This window comes from Actinocrinis sp., assembly GCF_035605935.1.
Taxonomy (GTDB): Bacteria; Actinomycetota; Actinomycetes; order Streptomycetales; family Catenulisporaceae; genus Actinocrinis.
Window position 1 is genome coordinate 12,814 of sequence record NZ_DATNGK010000325.1, and the last position, 17,206, is coordinate 30,019.

A 17,206-nucleotide genomic window follows, 5' to 3' on the forward strand; every position below is an offset into this window, starting at 1 on the left:
GACTGTCTTTTCGGGCGCAAGACTTCCACATTACCGAGCGTGATTGAAGTGGCAGGCGCCGCCTCATCCCCGTCAGCCTCGGTCGGCGCATGACATCAGCCCACGAACGGGTACCCCGTGACCAGCTACGCGGCTAGCCGCCTACAGCGTTAGGCAGCCTTGGAATCGGTGAGCCACTCGCTGTTCTGCGACACGTACCCGGCCAGCGGGCGCAGCGCCGGGTCGTCGCGCAACTTGCGCAGCGCGCGCCACAGTGCTGACTTGACCGTGCCGACCGAGACGCCCATCCGCTCGGCGATCTCAGTGTCCGTGTACGAGCCGTAGTAGCGCAGCGAAAGGGCCTCGCGGTCCCGCGCCGAGAGCCGCATCAGTGCCCGCGCCACCGCGACGCGCATCTCCACCTGCGGCATCGATTCGCCGTCGTAGCCGTGCTCGGGCAGTTCGTCGGTGGGGTACTCCTCCACCCGGCGCTTGCGCCACTGCGAGATCTGGTGGTTCGTCATCGTGCGGCGCAGGTACGAGCCGACGACCGCCTTGTCCTCGATCCGGTGCCAAGCCTGGTAGGTCTTGAGCAGGCCCTCCTGCAGCAGGTCTTCGGCCTCGGTGCGGTCGCCCGCGACCTGGTGCGCGGTGCGCAGCAGCGAGGAGCGGCGTTCCGCGACGTACGCCGCGAAATCCGCGGGCGCGTCAGATGTGCCGCCCGCGCGCTTGGAACCGGTCGCGGAGGTACCCGCGTCGAATCTCTTAGCGGGGGTCGGAAGTGTTGCCAGAGTCTGGAAGCTCATGGTGACAAGCCTGGCCCCCGCATTTCATCGTCGCGTACGCCTCGCGTCACAGCTTTGCCACAGGCGTTCGTCACCCCTTCCGCCAGTCGAATCCGGCTTTGACTACGGAACCTGACTACACGCGGTGACCAGCCCGCTCGATGGAGTCACAATTCGAACACACATTCACCACGTGTAATACGTGATTGTGTGAAGGACTGCTAAAGCCGCCGGTGGTATCGACCATGGACGTGTGAGTTAGGTAAGAATGGGTAGGTGCCCAGCCTTCTTCTCGTCGAAGACGATCCGTCGATCCGGATGGCCATCGAACTCGCGCTGACCCGCCAGGGTCACCAGGTCGCGACCGCGGCCACCGGCGAGGAGGCGCTGGAGTTGTGGCAGAGCCAGCGGCCTGAGCTGGTGGTACTCGACGTGATGCTCCCCGGTATCGACGGCTTCGAGATCTGCCGCCGGATCCGCCGCACCGACCAGGTGCCGATCATCCTGCTCACTGCGCGCAGTGACGACATCGATGTCGTGGTCGGGCTCGAGTCGGGCGCGGACGACTATGTAGTCAAGCCGGTACAGCCACGCGTGCTGGACGCGCGCATCCGTGCGGTATTGCGTCGGCACGGTAACGGTGTCCCGGATGCCGGGGACACGGCCGTGTTCGGCGATCTGGTCGTCGACCGCGCGGCGATGACGGTGACTCGCGCCGGCGAGCCGATCTCGCTCACGCCGACCGAGCTCAAGCTGCTGGTCGAGCTCTCGCGGCGACCCGGGCAGGCCCTTTCAAGGCAGCAGTTGCTGCGGCTGGTCTGGGATCACGACTACCTCGGCGATTCGCGTCTCGTGGACGCCTGCGTGCAGCGACTGCGCGCGAAGGTCGAGCTGGTGCCGTCCGAGCCGCAGCTGATACGAACCGTGCGCGGCATCGGCTACCGTCTGGATCCGCCGAGGTGACCGCGCGGTGAGCCGAAAATCGCCGGGTCCGCCGCGCGGCGGACCCGGAACTTACCCGACCGTTGCGGCCGCCGCGGACGTGGTCGGACGCGACGCCCGCCGTCGGCGCTCGGGAGCGCATCGGCGCAGGCTACGGCTGACCGGCCTGCGCCCGCGGCTGCTTTTCGGCTTCGCCGCGGTCGCCGCCATCACCGCCGCGATCATCACCGCCGCCTCGTACTTCCTGATCCGTGACGCGCTGGTCTCCAGGGTGGCCACTAACGCGCACACCCAGCTGATCGCTGACGTGCAGGCCAATGGCGCGCAGCTGCAGCAGTCCGGCTCCGCGCAGACCGACACCACGATCGCGGAGACCATGGCGAAGAACGGCGGCGGGGTGATCCTGCTGATCACCACCCGCGGCTCGGTCGCCAGCGACTCGCGGTTCAGCAACCAGGACATCACCAAGACGTTCCAGGTGGCGGCGCACGACCAGGTCGTACAGGAACGCAAGATCATAGGCGGCACGCCGTACGAGGTGACCGGCACCCGGATCAACCCGAACGGACCCGAGGTCTACCTGTTCACCTCGCTGGAGTCGGAACAGGCGATCCTGACCGAGCTGATGACGATCGGCCTGGCCTCCGGCGGTCTCGCGCTGATCGGCGCGGGCGGTGTCGCGTTGCTCGCGACCCGCAACGTGCTGGTGCCGATCCGGCGGATCGGACATGCCGCGCGGATGCTCGGCCAGGGCGACTTGGACGTGCGCCTCGAGGTCAAGGGCACCGACGAGATCGCGGACGTCTCGCGCACCTTCAACGAGACCGCCGAGGCGTTGGCCCGCTCGATGGCCGAACTACGTGCGATGGACGCCGCCTCTCGCCGTTTCGTCGCGGATGTGTCGCACGAGCTGCGCACGCCGCTGACCGCGATGACCGCGGTGACGGAGGTCCTTGAGGACGTCGAGGACGCCGACCCGACGACCGTGTCGGCCGCGCACCTGATCGCCAACGAGACCAAGCGGCTGGCTCGCCTGGTCGAGGACCTGATGGAGATCTCCCGGTTCGACGCAGGCACGGCCGCCATGCGGATCGAGTACATCAACCTGCCCGAGCTGATCGAGGCGACGCTGGCCACGCGCGGATGGACCAACAAGGTCATCGTGAATGCGCCCTCGCCGCTGCCGACCAAGATCGACGCCCGGCGCATGGATGTGGTCATCGCGAACCTCGTGGGCAACGCGCTCAAGCACGGTGGCGAGCCGGTCGCGCTGACCGTCACGGACGACGGGCCCTTCGTGGTGATCCAGGTCGCCGACTCAGGTCCCGGTATCCCGGCTGACGCATTGCCGCACATCTTCGACCGCTTCTACAAGGCGGACAAGGCGCGCGGCCGGTCCGAGGGCAGCGGTCTCGGCCTGGCGATCGCGTTCGAGAACGCCCGGATGCACGGCGGCGAGATCTCGGCACGCAACCGGCCGGAAGGCGGAGCCGTCTTCACGCTCAGGTTCCCCTCGAACGCCCAAGGCGTGCTCGCCTCCGAGGCAGACGCGGTCGACCCGGACCACGGCGCCGGTGGCGACGCGGGCACTACAGACTCGGGACCGTACGGACGGACGCAGGGGGTGAGCGTGTGAGGCACAGGGCGCTGAAGATCGGCGGGATGCTGGCCACGCTCGTGCTTCCCATGGCGGCGGCCTGCGGAATCCAGCCCACCGGGATCACCAACCTCGGCCCTGCACCGGACGTCTCCGGCGCCGCCGCGCAGCGGGCGCAGACGCAAGCCGGCTCATCGCAGTTCGTGCTGTTCTTCTACGAGGACGGCCGGCTGACCCTCACCTACCGCAACGCGGGCACCGCGACCAACGAGGAAACCGTGCTCAGCGCGATGGTCGAGGGACCGACGAAGGCTGAGGCCGCGCAGGGCATGTCCTCGGCGCTGCCTGCTGACCTGGTGGCCACGCCGAGAGCGGGCGGCTTCGCCGATGCCTATCTGGTGAGCCAGCCGTTGAGCACGAAGGCGAAGGCGCAGTTCTTGTGCACGATGCAGTACTGGGACCAGTCGGTCTCAGTGGGCATACAGGTCAAGGGTGCGGAGAAGCCGACCTGGAACGCGTGCGGCGACACGGTCGACTACTACGTTCCGATGCCTGGGGACGGCTCCACGACCGGCTTCGCCGCGCCGACAGACTAGGGCGCGGCATGAGACGCGAGACAGCCAGATAGATCAGGGGCCTGAGTCTTGCGACGCAGGCCCCTGCAGCCAGACTTTCGCGCTCAGTCCTCGTCCTCGTCGCCGCGCAGGTCCGTGAACCCGTTGATGATCTGGTCGGCGATGGCGTCCCGCACGTCATGCGCCAGGAACGCCCCGTCGATCGCATTCAGCGCGACCAGCTCCAGGTCGGCCAGATCCCAGCCGAAGTTCTCCGCGAGCAGCCCGAACTCGCGGCTCATCGAGGTGCCGCTCATCAGCCGGTTGTCGCAGTTGACGGTCAGGTTGAAGTCGAGCTCGTACAGCTTCTGGATCGGGTGCTGCGCGATCGTCTCAGCGATGCCGGTCTGCAGGTTGGAGGAGGGGCACACCTCCAGCGCGATGCGCTTGTCCCGCACATAGGCCGCGATCCGGCCGAGCTTGGCGTCGTCCTCGGTGAACTCGATGTCCTCGATGATGCGCACGCCGTGGCCGAGCCGGTCCGCGCCGTTGAGCAGCGCCTCGGCGATGGACGAGGGGCCGTCTGCCTCGCCGGCGTGGATGGTGAAGCGGAAGAACTGCTCGCGCAAGTACTTGAACGCGTCCGCGTGCAGATTCGGGCCGAAACCGTGCTCGGGTCCGGCGATGTCGAAGCCTGCCACTCCGGAGTCGCGGTGCCGCACGGCCAGCTCGGCGATCTTCAGGCTGTGGCCGGGCTCGGTGTTCTGCCGCATCGCGGTGACCAGCGTGCCGGCCTTGATGAAGTGACCGGCCGCGGCGGCGCGCTCCTCGCCCTCGCGGCAGCCGGCGTTGACCGCCTCGACCACCTCGTCGAGGGTCAGGCCGTTGCGCAGGTGCTGCTCGGGGGCGTAGCGGGTCTCGGCGTAGACGACGCCGTCGGCGGCCAGGTCCTCGACGGTCTCGGCGGCGACCCGGCGCAGCGCGTCCGCGCTCTGCATGACCGCGATGGTGTGGTCGAAGGTCTCCAGGTAGCGCGGCAGCGAGCCGGAGTCCGCCGCGTCGCGGAACCAGGTGCCGAGCTTGGCCGCGTCGCGGGTCGGCAGGCCGGTGTAGCCGCAGGCGTCGGCCAGTTCGATGACGGTCTGCGGCCGGAGGCCGCCGTCGAGGTGGTCGTGCAGGGCCACCTTGGGCGCCTGCCTGATCTCGTCCGCGGTGAGCGATGTCGTTTCAGTCACCCGCAGTACCCTACGCGCTAACCCGCTCGAGGATGAGCGGACGCGGAGTGAAGTCCGCACCGTGGCCCGCGGGGTCGTCGGCGCCGATGCTGAATGCACCGCTTAAGTCGTCGAGCGCGGCTTCGAAGCGGTCCGGCGTGTCGGTGTGCAGGGTCAGCAGCGGTGCACCGGCGACCACCGTGTCACCCGGCTTGGCGTGCAGCTCGATACCTGCGCCCGCCTGCACCGGATCCTCTTTGCGAGTGCGTCCGGCGCCTAGCCGCCAGGCGGCGACGCCGACCGCGAGCGCGTCGAGCCGGGTCAGCATCCCGGAGGCTGGCGCGGTCAGCACGTGCCGCTCCTTGGCCTGCGGCAGCTCGGCCTCGGGATCGCCGCCCTGCGCGCGGATCATCCGGCGCCAGGCGTCCATCGCGGAGCCGTCGGCGAGTTTGTCGGCGGGGTCCACGCCGTCGAGGCCGGCGGCGGCGAGCATCTCGCGGGCCAGGGCGAGGGTCAGCTCCACCACGTCGGCCGGTCCTCCCCCGGCGAGCACCTCGACCGACTCGCGCACTTCAAGGGCGTTTCCGGCGGTCAGGCCGAGCGGAACCTGCATGTCAGTGAGCAGAGCCACGGTCTTCACCCCGTGATCGGTGCCAAGCGCGACCATCGTCTCGGCGAGCTGCCGGGCCTGCGCGCGGTCCTTCATGAAGGCACCGGTCCCGACCTTCACGTCGAGGACCAGCGCTCCGGTGCCTTCCGCGATCTTCTTGGACATGATCGAGGAGGCGATCAGCGGGATCGACTCCACGGTCCCGGTCACGTCCCGCAGCGCGTACAGCTTGCGGTCCGCCGGGGCCAGTTCGTCGCTCGCCGCGCAGACCACGGCGCCGACGCGGCGCAGCACATCCAGCATCTCCTCGGTGGAGAGCCTGGCGCGCCAGCCGGGAATCGATTCGAGCTTGTCCAGCGTGCCGCCGGTGTGGCCGAGGCCGCGCCCGGAAAGCTGCGGGACCGCCGCGCCGCAGGCGGCCACCAGCGGGGCGAGCGGCAGGGTGATCTTGTCGCCGACGCCGCCGGTGGAGTGCTTGTCCGCGGTCGGCCGGTCAAGGCCGGAGAAATCCATCCGGATGCCGGTGCCGATCATCGCGTCGGTCCACCGGTTGATCTCGGCGCGGTCCATCCCGTTGAGCAGGATCGCCATGGCCAGCGCGGACATCTGCTCGTCGGCGACGACGCCGTCCGTGTAAGCCCGGATTACCCAATCGATCTGCTGGTCCGTCAGCCGCGCGCCGTCGCGCTTGGCCCGGATCACGTCGATGACGTTCATAGCGCTCTCCGTGCCGAATCGTGCGCTGCCAAGTGTTCGGGGCCGAAGGCTTGCGGCAGGACTTCGGTCATCGGCAGTACGCCCTCGGGCGTGTCCACCAGCAGGTCAGGTCCGCCGTGTTCGTAAAGCAACTGGCGGCAGCGGCCACAGGGCATCAAGGTTCTGCCCTCACCGTCTACGCAGGCGAAGGCGACGAGCCGACCGCCGCCGGTCAAGTGCAGCGCGGAGACCAGGCCGCATTCGGCGCACAAGGTCAGGCCGTATGAGGCGTTCTCGACATTGCAGCCGGTGATGATCCGGCCGTCGTCAACCAGCGCCGCCGCGCCGACCGGGTAACGCGAGTACGGCGCGTATGCCTTCGCCATCGCGGCGCGGGCCTCCTCGCGCAGGGCCGGCCAGTCGACTTCGGTCATACCGAGCGCGTTCTTGTGAGCTGCTGTCTTGTCAGCACTGCGTTATCCCTTTACGTACGGTTGGTTCTCGGCCGCCGGAGCGCGCACGATGCCGCCGAGGGACGCGACGACGAACACCGTCGCCAGATACGGAGCCATGGAAAGGAACTGTCCCGGGATCGGGGTCTGCAGTGAGGACAGCGAGTTGTTCAGCCCGCCGGCGAACCCGAACAGCAGGGCCGCGCCGAGTGCCCCGACCGGCGACCAGCGTCCGACGATGAGTGCGGCCAGTGCGATGAAGCCCTTGCCCGCGGACATGTTCGTCGTGAACGAGCCGACCTGACCGATCGTCAGCCATACCCCACCGAGCCCGGAGATCAGTCCGGCCATGATCACGTTGCGGTACCGCGTGCCCAGCACCTTGATGCCGACGGTGTCGGCGGCTCGCGGGTGCTCGCCGACCGCGCGGGTGCGCAGGCCCCAGCGGGTGCGGAACAGCGCGACCTGCACCACGGCGACGATGATGAAGGCCAGGTAGAACACGATGTTCTGGTTGAACAGCACGTCCCCGATCACCGGGATGGCGGCCAGCCCGGGGATGCGGATCGCGTGGAAGATCGGCGGCTGGTTGTACGCGGCCGAGTTCGCCGAGAGCAGCTTGTTGTAGAGGAAGGTGGTCAGGCCGAGTGCCAGGACGTTGAGTACCACGCCGAGCACGACCTGCTCGATGTGGTACCGGTTGGCCAGCGCGGCGAGCAGCGAGCCGAGCAGCGCCCCGGCGAGGCAGCCCACGATCAGGCCGATCCAGACCGAGTTGGACATCGTCGCGGCCATCGCCGAGGAGAAGGCGCCGAACAGGAACTGCCCCTCGATGGCGACGTTCACCACGCCCGAGCGCTCGCAGATGATGCCGCAGGTCGCGCCGAGGATCAGCGGGACCGACACGATCAGCGTGTTGTTGAGCACGCCGGGCAGGCTGATCCCGCCGAAGGTGGTGGTGCCGGCCGAGGCCCAGACCAGGAAGGCGATGACGAACGCGACGACGTAACCGACCGTCAGCCAGCGCCGCGCCACGACGCCGAGTGGGCGGAACACCCGGAGCAGACCGCACGCGACGCAGATCGCGGCGAAGACGATCGCGACCGGACCGGCCGGGAAGTGCTGCATGCCCAGCGCCCCCGGGGCGTTCGGATTCAGCGCCATGCCGACCGCGGCCTGCGCACCGTGCCCGGTGCGGGTGCCGAGACCGAAGGCCCAGATCGCGTAGGCGCCGACGACGACCTGCGCGACGCCCGGGATCATCCGGGCGCGGTCTAGGCCGCGGGTCGCGGGTACGCCGAGTTCGGCGGTAGCGGCGGTCACGCCTGGCCTCCCGTGGCGACCGACGCGCGGCGGGCGCGCAGCCGGAAGATCTCCTGGACTAGTCGCGGGGCCGCGACGAAGATCACGATGACCGCCTCCACGACGTTCACGATGTCGACCGGTAGGTTCGCGCTGGCCTGCATCACCGACGCTCCGGCGTTGAAGCCGCCGAAGAGCAGCGCGGCCGCGACGATTCCCCACGGACGGTTGCGGCCGAGCAGGGCGACGGTGATCGCGTTGAAGCCGAGTCCGGCGTCGATGTCGGGATACAGGGCGTTGTTATTCGGATTGGTGGTGCCAAGGGTCTGGCTTACCCCGACCAGGCCGAACAGCAGGCCGGACAGCGCCATGGCGAGGATCTGCGTACGCGCCACGTTGATACCGGCGATGCGCGCGGCACGCGGGTTGATGCCCAGCGCCCGGATCTCGAAGCCGAGCTTGGAGCGGCCCAGCAGCCAGGCGGTGGCGAAGGCCGCGGCCAGCGCGATGATCAGGCCGACGTCCGTGCTCACCGAGTCGCCGAACAGATGCGGCAGCCGGGCGCTCGGGTCGGCCGGCTTGGACACCGCTTGGCCGAGCTTGGTCGGGTCATGGAAGCCGTTGACGTTCAGCAGATAGCCGAGGAAGTACACCGCCACATAGTTCAGCATGATCGTGACGATGACCTCGTGCGCGCCCCGCCAGGCCTTGAGCCAGCCGACCAGAGCGCCGTAGAGCAGGCCGCCGAGCGCTCCGGCGAGCACCGCGACGAGCACGTGCAGCCCGACCGGCAGGTGCCAGGCGAAGCCGACGTATCCGGCCAGGATCGCGCCCATGATCAGCTGGCCCTGGCCGCCGATGTTGAAAAGCCCGCCGCGGAAGGCCAGCGAGACCGCCAGGCCGCCGAAGATCAGCGGGGTGGCCATCAGCAGCGTGTTGGTGATCGGTCCGAAGAACTGCGCCGGGGTGCCGTGAACGGTCGCCGGGTCGAAGATCGCGCCCTTGAACAGCGCGGCATACCCGGAGGAGATGTCGTGCCAGGCGCCGGAGAAGAAATCGCCGGGCCCGGCGAAGAAGTAGCTCGCCTTATTCAGGGTGGTCGTGTCGGAGACGACCATCAGGATCGCGCCCGCGATTAGCGCGAGGACGACCGCGAGGAAGGTCACCAGCAGCGAGTTCTCCGCGGTGAACACGTTGCGGGCCGCCTGCCCTAGGCCGCCAAAGGGCTCCGGGGCTTGTGTCTCCTGCTCCGTGGTCTCGGTGGTCATGAGCCCGCCCCCTCCCGGTCCTGGCCCGCGGTCCCTGATGACGCCGTGTCTGACGCCGTCGCTGCTGACGCCGCGTCATCAGACGCGCCGTCGGACGCCGCGTCGCGCGAGTGCGCCGTGGTCGACGCCGCACCACCATCGGTGATGCCGGCCATCAGCAGGCCGATCTCCTCACGCGAGGTGTCCGGCGGCACCACGCCGACGATCTTGCCGCGGTACATCACCGCGACCTTGTCGGCCAGCGCGAGCACCTCGTCCAGCTCGGTGGACACGATGACCACCGGTCGGCCCTGGTCCCGTTCGGCGACGATCCGCTTGTGGATGAACTCCTGCGCGCCGACGTCCACGCCGCGGGTCGGCTGCGAGGCGACCAGCAGTCGCAGCGGCCGGGACATCTCCCGCGCGACGACCACCTTCTGCTGATTGCCGCCGGACAGGTTGCCGGCCAGGACGCTGTGGTCGGGCGGCCGGATGTCGAACTCCTCGATCCGCGTCTTGGCGTTGTGCTCGATCGCGGTCAAGTCGAGGGAGAACGCTCCCGCGAAGGACTCGGACTTGTACAGGTCCAGCACCAGGTTCTCAGCGACGGTGAAGCCCGCGACCAGGCCGTCGTGGGAGCGGTCCTCCGGGATGAAACCGACGCCGGCGTCCAGAGTCTGCCGCGGACTGCGGCCGACCAGTTGCCTGCCGTCCAGGATGATCGAACCGGCCTGCACCGGCACCAGGCCGAGGATCGCCTGCGCGAGCTCGGACTGGCCGTTGCCGTCCACGCCCGCGATGCCGAGGACCTCTCCCGCCCGCACCGAGAAGGAGACGTCGTCCACGGCCCGGTTGCCGTGCTGGTCCAACACCGTCAGTCCGCTGACATCGAAGGCGGGCTCCCCAGGCTCGGCCGGCTGCTTGTCCACGACCAGCCGCACCGCGCGGCCGACCATCAGTGAGGCCAGCTCCTGCTCGGTCATCTGCGGGGTAGCGGTGCCGACTACGCGACCGCGGCGGATCACGGTGATCCGGTCGGCGATCGCGCGGACCTCCTTGAGCTTGTGCGTGATGAACACGATGGACTTGCCGGCCTCGCGCAGTGCGTTCATGACCGAGAACAGCTCCTCGATCTCCTGCGGAGTGAGCACCGCGGTGGGCTCGTCGAGGATGAGCACCTGGGCTTCGCGCACCAGGGCCTTGACGATCTCGACCCGCTGCTGCACGCCCACCGGCAGGTCTTCGATCCGGGCGTCCGGGTTGATCGGCAGGCCGTAGCGCTCGGAGACCTCCCGCACGTGCTTTCGGGCTTTGCGCCGATCCAGCCAGCCCGCCGGCCCAGTGTCCTCGTCCCCGAGGACCACGTTCTCCGCGACCGTGAATACGGGCACGAGCATGAAGTGCTGGTGCACCATGCCGATCCCGGCGGCGATCGCGTCGCGCGGTCCGTGGAACTCCTTCGCCTCACCGTCCACCAGGATCTCGCCCTCGTCCGGGCGGTAAAGCCCGTAGAGCACGTTCACCAGGGTGGATTTGCCCGCGCCGTTCTCGCCGAGCAGGCAGTGGATCTCACCCGGCTCGACGACCAGATCGATCCGGTCGTTGGCGACCAGCGATCCGAAGCGCTTGGTGATCCCACGCAGTTCCAGGCGCACCCTCGGACCCTTCCGTACGTAGCAGTATGGACACCTTAATTCCCCACCTGGCCTGCGTCGTACTGGGCCGGGTCAGTGCGGTTCGTCGAGGTGCAAGCCTGAGGGCGCGCCCGGCCGCGGTAGCCGCCGGCCGGACGCGCCCCGTGCCCGTCGGTGCCTGCTCAGCCGGTGGGCTGGGCCTTGGACTTGATGGTGATCGTGCCGCTGATGATGCCCTGCTTGACCGTGTCGAGCTCGGCGGTCAGCGAAGCCGGGATCTTGCCGTCGAAGTTGTGGAAGGGCGCCAGGCCGGTACCGCCGTTGGCCAGGGTGCCGACGTACGAGGTCGCGCTGAAGTTACCGCTCGAGGAGTCCTCGACGGCCTTGGTCACCGCGTCGGAGATGCCCTTGAGCACCGAGGTGATCAACACGCTGGCGTACTGCGGCGCGGCGGTGAAGCCGTCGGTGTCGACCCAGATGGCGTTCATCGCGCCGTTGGACTGCTGGGCCTGGGCCAGCGCGCCGAGGCCGGTGCCGCCGGCGACCGGGAAGACGATGTCCGCGCCCTGGCTCTGGAAGCCCTGGGTCAGCTGCTTGCCGACGTTCTGGTCGGTGAAGGACTGGGCGAAGGAGCCCTGCTGGGTGGTCTCGTTCCAGCCGAGCACCTGGACGTGCGTGCCGTGCTTGGAGTTGTAGTACTGCACGCCCTCCCAGAAGCCGTCCATGTAGACGGTGACGGGGGCGATGTTCAGACCGCCGAAGGTGGCGACCTTGCCGGACTTGCTGTAGCCGGCCGCCAGGTAGCCGCCGAGGAAGGCGCCCTGCGCGGTGTTGAACTGCAGACCCTTGACATTCGGGGGCACCGAGCCGGAGTCCACGATCGCGTAGTCCTGGCTGGTGTGCGTCTTGGCGGAGGCGCCGGTCGCGTCGGCCATCAGGCCGCCGACGGTGACGATCAACTTGCAGTTCTTGGTGAGCAGCGACGAGATGTTCGAGGCGTACTGGTTCGCCGTCGTCGACTGCACGTAGGAGACGGTCGCCTTGCCGTCCGACTGCGCCTTCTGCATGCCGGCCCAAGCCGCCGAGTTGAACGAGTGGTCATCGATGCCGCCGGTGTCGGTGACCATACATGCCGTGAAGCTGCTCCCGGCCGAACCGGCGCTCGCGCTGGCGCCCGCGCTCGAACCGGAATTCGTGCTCACCGGCTTGGATCCACAGGCCGCGGCGGCCAATCCGACCACCGCTAGCGCCGCAACCAACTTGCTTTGCTTCACCGAAACCTCCCGAAGACAAGAACTGCGGCGCTGTCCGGCCGATCAAGCGAGAATAATTCGCGGCGACCGGGCTTCCCGACGAGTTCTTTCCCACTGCGCGGAACGCAACGGCTCCGGTTGGAACCCGAGATGAAACCGTGATGCGGCGGTCGCGGCCATGCCGTCAGCATCGCCCAAAGGCAGGGTGTTAGCACTCCCGGTGACTGTAAACGGGCGAACCCCGCTGCTGTCGTCGCGCGGCTCGCGCAGCCGCGCCCGCGCCTCGGTCGCGCAATGCCTCAGCGCCGGCGCCGCGGTCCCAGTGCCTCGGTCCCAGTGCCTCAGCGCCTCAGCGCCTTAGACCGCGGCGAGATTGGCGGCGAGCGCCGCCTCCGCCAAGAAGCGCACGCCGACCGGGATGGCTGCCTCGTCGGCGTGGAAGGTCGGCTGGTGCAAGTCGCGCGGAGTCGGGTCACCGGGCGTACGCACGCCGAGCCGGGCCATCGCGCCGGGAATCTGCTGGAGGTACCAGGAGAAGTCCTCGCCGCCCATGGACTGCTCGACCGGCACGATGCCCTCGCTGCCGGCACCGCCCGGAGCCGCCATCACCCGGTGCGCGGCCTCCCGCATCAGCTCGACCACATGCTCGTCGTTGACCACGGGAGGCACGCCGCGCACGTATTCCAGCTCGGTTTTTGCCCCGTAGATCGCGGCGATCGAATCGACCAGTTCCAGGATCAGGTCCGGAGCCAGGCTCCAGGCCCGCTGGTCCATCGCGCGCAGCGTCCCGCGCACCTCGCCGAACTGCGGGATCGCGTTCGCCGCGTTGCCCGCGTTGATCGCGCCCCACACCAGCGAGACCCCGGCGCGCGGGTCCATCCGGCGGGAGAGGGCCGCGGGCAGCTCGGTGACGAGCGCGGCCAGCGCATAGACCAGATCCACCGTCAGCTGCGGGCGGGCGGTGTGGCCGCCAGGGCCGGACAGGCGCAGGGTGAGCGTGTCGCAGGCGGCGGTCAGCGCGCCGGATCGTAGACCGATCTTTCCCGCGTCCACCTTCGGGTCGCAGTGCACGCCGATGATCGAGCCGACTCCGTCGAGCGCCCCGGCCTCGACCATGTCGATCGCGCCGCCGGGCAGCAGTTCCTCGGCCGGCTGGAAGATCAGCCGCACCGGGCGGGTCAGCCGCCCGGCCTGAGCCTCCTCGGCCAGGAAGAGCCCGGCGCCGAGTACGGTCGTGGTGTGCACGTCGTGCCCGCAGGCATGTGAGACGCCCTCGATCACGGATCGAAAGGGCAGCTCGCTCGCCTCCTGAATGGGCAGCGCGTCGATATCGGCACGCAGCGCGAACCGGCCGCGTGGGTGCGTCCTGTATGAATGTGCGGAGGGCGATTGTTCGCCGGCCGCGAGTGCCGACTCTTCAAACACCGGATCGATATCGCAGATGACCCCGCTGCCGAGGGGCAGGACCTTCGGCGCGAGGCCGGCCGCCTGCAGCGCCCCGACGATCAACCCGGTGGTGCGCAACTCGCGACGGCCGAGTTCCGGATGCGAGTGCATGTCGCGCCGAAACCGGATCAGCTCGGGCTCCCGCCGGCCCAGGAACGCGGAGAGCCGCGACGACGCGGCGTCATCGGCGGCTCGGTCCTGGCTCTCCGGCGGAAGACTTAAGTTCATTCCCCTACGGTAGTCCGTCTAATCCTGGGAATCCCAGTAGTTTCGCCATATGGGAACTTGAAGTTGACCAAGATGACACTTAAGGGCTATAGCCCACAGCACGTGCGGACTAGATCGCAGGTTGCAGTCAAACGGACTAGCGAAAAGGCCGTACATAATGCTCACCGCCGCCGCAACGCCCTGCTAGAACGCGTCGCGCGGCACGTATGTACCCCAGACATCACGCAGCGCATGTGAGACCTCGCCGACAGTAGCCCGCGCTCGCAGCGCCTCGCGCATTGGATACAGCACGTTGTCGCTGCCCGACGCCGCACGCTTCACCGTGTCGAGTGCCCGGTCGACGTCGTCCTGCGAGCGATCCGCGCGCAACTTGGCCAGCCGTTCTGCCTGCTGTGCCTCGATGGTCGGGTCCACCCGCAGCGGTTCGTATGGCTCCTCGGCGTCGAGAGTGAACCGGTTGACGCCGACCACGATCCGCTCGCCGCCGTCGATCTCCTGAGCGATGCTGTAGGCGGAGCGCTCGATCTCGGCCTTCTGGAAACCGTGCTCGATCGCCGCCACGGCGCCGCCGAGCGACTCGACCCGGTCCATCAGCGTATTGATCTCGGCTTCGAGATCGTCGGTCAGCTTTTCGACCACGTACGAGCCCGCGAACGGGTCCACGGTCTTCGTCACGTCCGTCTCGTACGCGATCACCTGCTGCGTGCGCAGGGCGAGCCGGGCGGCCTTCTCGGTGGGCAGCGCGATCGCCTCGTCGAAGGAGTTCGTGTGCAGCGACTGGGTGCCGCCGAGGACCGCGCCGAGGCCCTGGAGCGCGACCCGGACCATGTTCACCTCGGGCTGCTGGGCCGTCAGCTGCACTCCGGCGGTCTGCGTGTGGAAGCGCAGCATCTGCGACTTGGGGTCTTTCGCGCCGAACTCGTCGCGCATCACCCGCGCCCAGATCCGGCGGGCGGCGCGGAATTTGGCCACCTCTTCGAGCAGCGTGGTGCGCGCCACGAAGAAGAAGGACAGGCGCGGGGCGAACTTGTCCACATCTAGCCCGGACTCGACTGCGGCGCGCACGTAAGCGATGCCGTCCGCGAGCGTGAAGGCGATCTCCTGCGCCGGCGTCGCTCCGGCCTCGGCCATGTGGTAGCCGGAGATCGAGATGGTGTTCCACTTCGGGATCTCGCGGTTGCAGTACGCGAACACGTCCGAGACCAGCCGCAGCGAGGGCGCGGGCGGGAAGATGTACGTCCCGCGCGCGATGTACTCCTTGAGGATGTCGTTCTGGATCGTGCCGGTGAGCGCGGCGGGCGCGACGCCCTGCTCCTCGCCGACCAGTTGGTAGAGCAGCAGCAGGATCGAGGCGGGGGCGTTGATGGTCATCGAGGTGGAGACCTTGTCCAGCGGGATGCCGCCGAACAGGGTGCGCATGTCCTCGATCGAGTCGATCGCGACGCCGACCTTGCCGACCTCGCCGTGCGCGATCGGCTCGTCGGAGTCGTAGCCCATCTGGGTCGGCAGGTCGAAGGCCACCGAGAGCCCGGTGGATCCGGCCGCGATCAGCTGCTGGTACCGCTTGTTCGACTCGGAGGCTGTGCCGAAGCCTGCGTACTGGCGCATGGTCCAGGGCCGACCGGTGTACATGGTCGGATAAACGCCGCGAGTGAAGGGGTAACCGCCGGGCTCGCCGAGTTGCTCGGCCGGGTCCCACTCGGCCAGGTCGGCCGGGCGATACACCGGACGGATCGGCAGGCCGGACTCGCTCGTCGCGGCCTGCTCGGACTGTGCTCGCTCGGACGGCATGTTGATACCTCGCGCAGTCGGAAGTCGTGGGGTCCGCACCCGTTCGGGTTGCAGCCTCTGCATCGAAGTATTGCGGATCGCTCAGCACCCGCACACCCCTGTTGTCGCGCGAATCACACCCCAGTACCGTCCACGCCTGAGGTGAATTGTCCGTATTGTCGGATGCGAGATCGCTCACAGTGGCCCCTTTAGTGGCGAATTCAGGGGGAGCCGCCTGCTTAACCTGTGCGTAGACAGGCAGGATCACTCCGCCTGAGCGACAACCGGAAAGGGCCGGGCAACGCCCATGGCTATAACCACGCCTAAGGTCGGCACCAGCGACACCCAAGGCACCCCGCCTGGGCGTAACGCACCCGCCTCCGGCAGCCCCGCCGAGACCTCTGGCCGTAAAGGTAGACGCGGCACGCTGTACCGCGGCCGCGAGGGGATGTGGAGCTGGGTGGCGCACCGGATCACCGGCGTGCTGATCTTCTTCTTCCTGTTCGCTCATGTGCTCGACACCGCGCTGGTCCGGGTCTCGAAGTCGTCGTACAACACGGTCATCGGCAGCTACAAGAACCCGATCACTAACTTCTTGGAGTACGGGCTGACCGCGGCGATCGTCTTCCACGCCTTCAACGGGCTGCGCATCATCGCGGTCGACTTCTGGGCGAAGGGACCGCGCTACCAGCGGCGGATGCTCTGGATCGTGGTCGGTGTCTGGATCGCCCTCATGGCCGGAATGCTCTACCCGATCACCGCCCACTCCTGGCACACCATCTTCGGGAAGTAGGCCCACGCCATGTCCATTCCCGCGTCCACATCCGCCGCCGCCTCCCCCGCGATCGAAGCGCCCCGCTCGCCGCACACCGCCGGCAGCCCGCGACTGCGCAGCCGCCGTACGCCGCGCGCCACCCGCACCAACTTCGAGCTCTACAGCTGGCTGTTCATGCGGTTCTCCGGCCTGCTGCTGACCTTCCTGGTGCTCGGCCACCTGTTCATCATGCTCGTGCTCGACGGCGGCGTGGAGAAGATCGACTTCGCCTTCGTGGCCGGCCGCTGGGCCTCGCCGTTCTGGCAGGTCTGGGATCTGCTCACGCTCTGGCTGGCCACCCTGCACGGCGTCAACGGCCTGCGCACGGTCGTCAACGACTACGCCGAGCGTGATGGCACCCGGCTCGCCCTCAAGGCGCTGCTGTACACCGCGGCGCTGCTGATGATCTTCCTCGGCAGCCTGGTCATTTTCACCTTCACCCCGAACATCAAGGCCTAAGGGCGCGCACGATGGCGATCAATACGCACACTTACGACACGGTCATCGTCGGCGCGGGCGGGGCAGGCATGCGCGCGGCCCTCGAAGCAGGTACGCGGTCGCGCACTGCGGTACTCACCAAGCTGTACCCGACCCGGTCACACACCGGCGCAGCGCAAGGCGGCATGTGCGCGGCTCTGGCCAACGTCGAGGACGACAACTGGGAGTGGCACACCTTCGACACG

16 protein-coding genes are annotated in these 17,206 nt (G+C 68.4%); 6 read left to right on the forward strand and 10 right to left on the reverse strand.

What is annotated here, in order from left to right; all coding sequences use genetic code 11:
- Window positions 1-149: 149 nt before the first annotated feature.
- Entirely contained in the window at window positions 150-785 is a 636-nt protein-coding gene (locus tag VN779_RS26150) for a SigE family RNA polymerase sigma factor (RefSeq protein WP_325728008.1), read from the reverse strand.
- 255 nt (window positions 786-1,040) lie between these two features.
- On the opposite strand from VN779_RS26150, the gene VN779_RS26155 reads away from it, so the two are divergent.
- The 3 genes from VN779_RS26155 to VN779_RS26165 are packed head-to-tail and all read left to right on the forward strand — an operon-like array spanning window position 1,041 to window position 3,899.
- Window positions 1,041-1,727: a response regulator transcription factor gene (locus tag VN779_RS26155; RefSeq protein WP_325728010.1), complete on the forward strand. Its 687-nt coding sequence runs from the start codon at window positions 1,041-1,043 to the stop codon at window positions 1,725-1,727.
- 7 nt (window positions 1,728-1,734) lie between these two features.
- Window positions 1,735-3,342 carry a HAMP domain-containing sensor histidine kinase gene (locus tag VN779_RS26160; protein WP_325728012.1) on the forward strand — a complete coding sequence of 536 codons (1,608 nt, stop codon included), beginning with the start codon at window positions 1,735-1,737 and terminating at the stop codon, window positions 3,340-3,342.
- Window positions 3,339-3,899 carry a hypothetical protein gene (locus tag VN779_RS26165; protein WP_325728016.1) on the forward strand — a complete coding sequence of 187 codons (561 nt, stop codon included), beginning with the start codon at window positions 3,339-3,341 and terminating at the stop codon, window positions 3,897-3,899. The genes VN779_RS26160 and VN779_RS26165 overlap by 4 nt, the downstream gene beginning before the upstream one ends.
- A gap of 83 nt (window positions 3,900-3,982) precedes the next feature.
- On the opposite strand, the gene VN779_RS26170 is transcribed toward VN779_RS26165, so the two are convergent.
- The 9 genes from VN779_RS26170 to VN779_RS26210 form a co-directional block, all read right to left on the reverse strand.
- The gene (locus VN779_RS26170) at window positions 3,983-5,092 is read right to left on the reverse strand and encodes an adenosine deaminase (protein WP_325728018.1); all 1,110 of its coding nucleotides are present in this window, start codon (window positions 5,090-5,092) and stop codon (window positions 3,983-3,985) included.
- A gap of 10 nt (window positions 5,093-5,102) precedes the next feature.
- Window positions 5,103-6,398 carry a thymidine phosphorylase gene (locus VN779_RS26175; RefSeq protein WP_325728020.1) on the reverse strand — a complete coding sequence of 432 codons (1,296 nt, stop codon included), beginning with the start codon at window positions 6,396-6,398 and terminating at the stop codon, window positions 5,103-5,105.
- Window positions 6,395-6,811: a cytidine deaminase gene (locus VN779_RS26180; protein WP_325728022.1), complete on the reverse strand. Its 417-nt coding sequence runs from the start codon at window positions 6,809-6,811 to the stop codon at window positions 6,395-6,397. The genes VN779_RS26175 and VN779_RS26180 overlap by 4 nt, the downstream gene beginning before the upstream one ends.
- Before the next feature lie 42 nt (window positions 6,812-6,853).
- Complete coding sequence (locus tag VN779_RS26185; protein ID WP_325728024.1) at window positions 6,854-8,152, reverse strand: ABC transporter permease; 1,299 nt, start codon at window positions 8,150-8,152, stop codon at window positions 6,854-6,856.
- The gene (locus VN779_RS26190) at window positions 8,149-9,399 is read right to left on the reverse strand and encodes an ABC transporter permease (RefSeq protein WP_325728026.1); all 1,251 of its coding nucleotides are present in this window, start codon (window positions 9,397-9,399) and stop codon (window positions 8,149-8,151) included. Before VN779_RS26190 ends, VN779_RS26185 begins: the two co-directional genes overlap by 4 nt.
- The gene (locus VN779_RS26195) at window positions 9,396-11,033 is read right to left on the reverse strand and encodes an ABC transporter ATP-binding protein (protein ID WP_325728028.1); all 1,638 of its coding nucleotides are present in this window, start codon (window positions 11,031-11,033) and stop codon (window positions 9,396-9,398) included. The genes VN779_RS26190 and VN779_RS26195 overlap by 4 nt, the downstream gene beginning before the upstream one ends.
- Window positions 11,034-11,194: 161 nt before the next feature.
- Window positions 11,195-12,286 (reverse strand): BMP family ABC transporter substrate-binding protein, encoded by a 1,092-nt coding sequence (locus tag VN779_RS26200; RefSeq protein WP_325728029.1) that lies wholly within the window; start codon window positions 12,284-12,286, stop codon window positions 11,195-11,197.
- A 336-nt stretch (window positions 12,287-12,622) separates the two neighbouring features.
- Window positions 12,623-13,939 (reverse strand): amidohydrolase, encoded by a 1,317-nt coding sequence (locus VN779_RS26205; RefSeq protein WP_325728032.1) that lies wholly within the window; start codon window positions 13,937-13,939, stop codon window positions 12,623-12,625.
- Window positions 13,940-14,122: 183 nt separating this feature from the next.
- Window positions 14,123-15,730 (reverse strand): acyl-CoA mutase large subunit family protein, encoded by a 1,608-nt coding sequence (locus tag VN779_RS26210; protein ID WP_325728034.1) that lies wholly within the window; start codon window positions 15,728-15,730, stop codon window positions 14,123-14,125.
- A gap of 406 nt (window positions 15,731-16,136) precedes the next feature.
- Between VN779_RS26210 and sdhC the strand changes: the two genes are divergently transcribed.
- The 3 genes from sdhC to VN779_RS26225 all read left to right on the forward strand — a co-directional run.
- The gene (sdhC, locus tag VN779_RS26215; protein WP_325728038.1) at window positions 16,137-16,502 is read left to right on the forward strand and encodes a succinate dehydrogenase, cytochrome b556 subunit; all 366 of its coding nucleotides are present in this window, start codon (window positions 16,137-16,139) and stop codon (window positions 16,500-16,502) included.
- A 9-nt stretch (window positions 16,503-16,511) separates the two neighbouring features.
- Window positions 16,512-16,982 (forward strand): succinate dehydrogenase hydrophobic membrane anchor subunit, encoded by a 471-nt coding sequence (locus VN779_RS26220; RefSeq protein ID WP_325728036.1) that lies wholly within the window; start codon window positions 16,512-16,514, stop codon window positions 16,980-16,982.
- Between the two features lie 11 nt (window positions 16,983-16,993).
- Window positions 16,994-17,206: FAD-binding protein (locus VN779_RS26225; protein ID WP_349260948.1), on the forward strand; the 213-nt coding region annotated here is incomplete at its 3' end.

Bases quoted from the DNA above. Each gene is read 5' to 3' on its own strand.
- VN779_RS26150 (WP_325728008.1), bottom strand. From the start codon at position 785: ATGAGCTTCCAGACTCTGGCAACACTTCCGACCCCCGCTAAGAGATTC.
- VN779_RS26180 (WP_325728022.1), bottom strand. From the start codon at position 6,811: ATGACCGAAGTCGACTGGCCGGCCCTGCGCGAGGAGGCCCGCGCCGCG.
- VN779_RS26190 (WP_325728026.1), bottom strand. From the start codon at position 9,399: ATGACCACCGAGACCACGGAGCAGGAGACACAAGCCCCGGAGCCCTTT.
- VN779_RS26220 (WP_325728036.1), top strand. From the start codon at position 16,512: ATGTCCATTCCCGCGTCCACATCCGCCGCCGCCTCCCCCGCGATCGAA.
- VN779_RS26205 (WP_325728032.1), bottom strand. From the start codon at position 13,939: ATGAACTTAAGTCTTCCGCCGGAGAGCCAGGACCGAGCCGCCGATGAC.
- VN779_RS26175 (WP_325728020.1), bottom strand. From the start codon at position 6,398: ATGAACGTCATCGACGTGATCCGGGCCAAGCGCGACGGCGCGCGGCTG.
- VN779_RS26210 (WP_325728034.1), bottom strand. From the start codon at position 15,730: ATGCCGTCCGAGCGAGCACAGTCCGAGCAGGCCGCGACGAGCGAGTCC.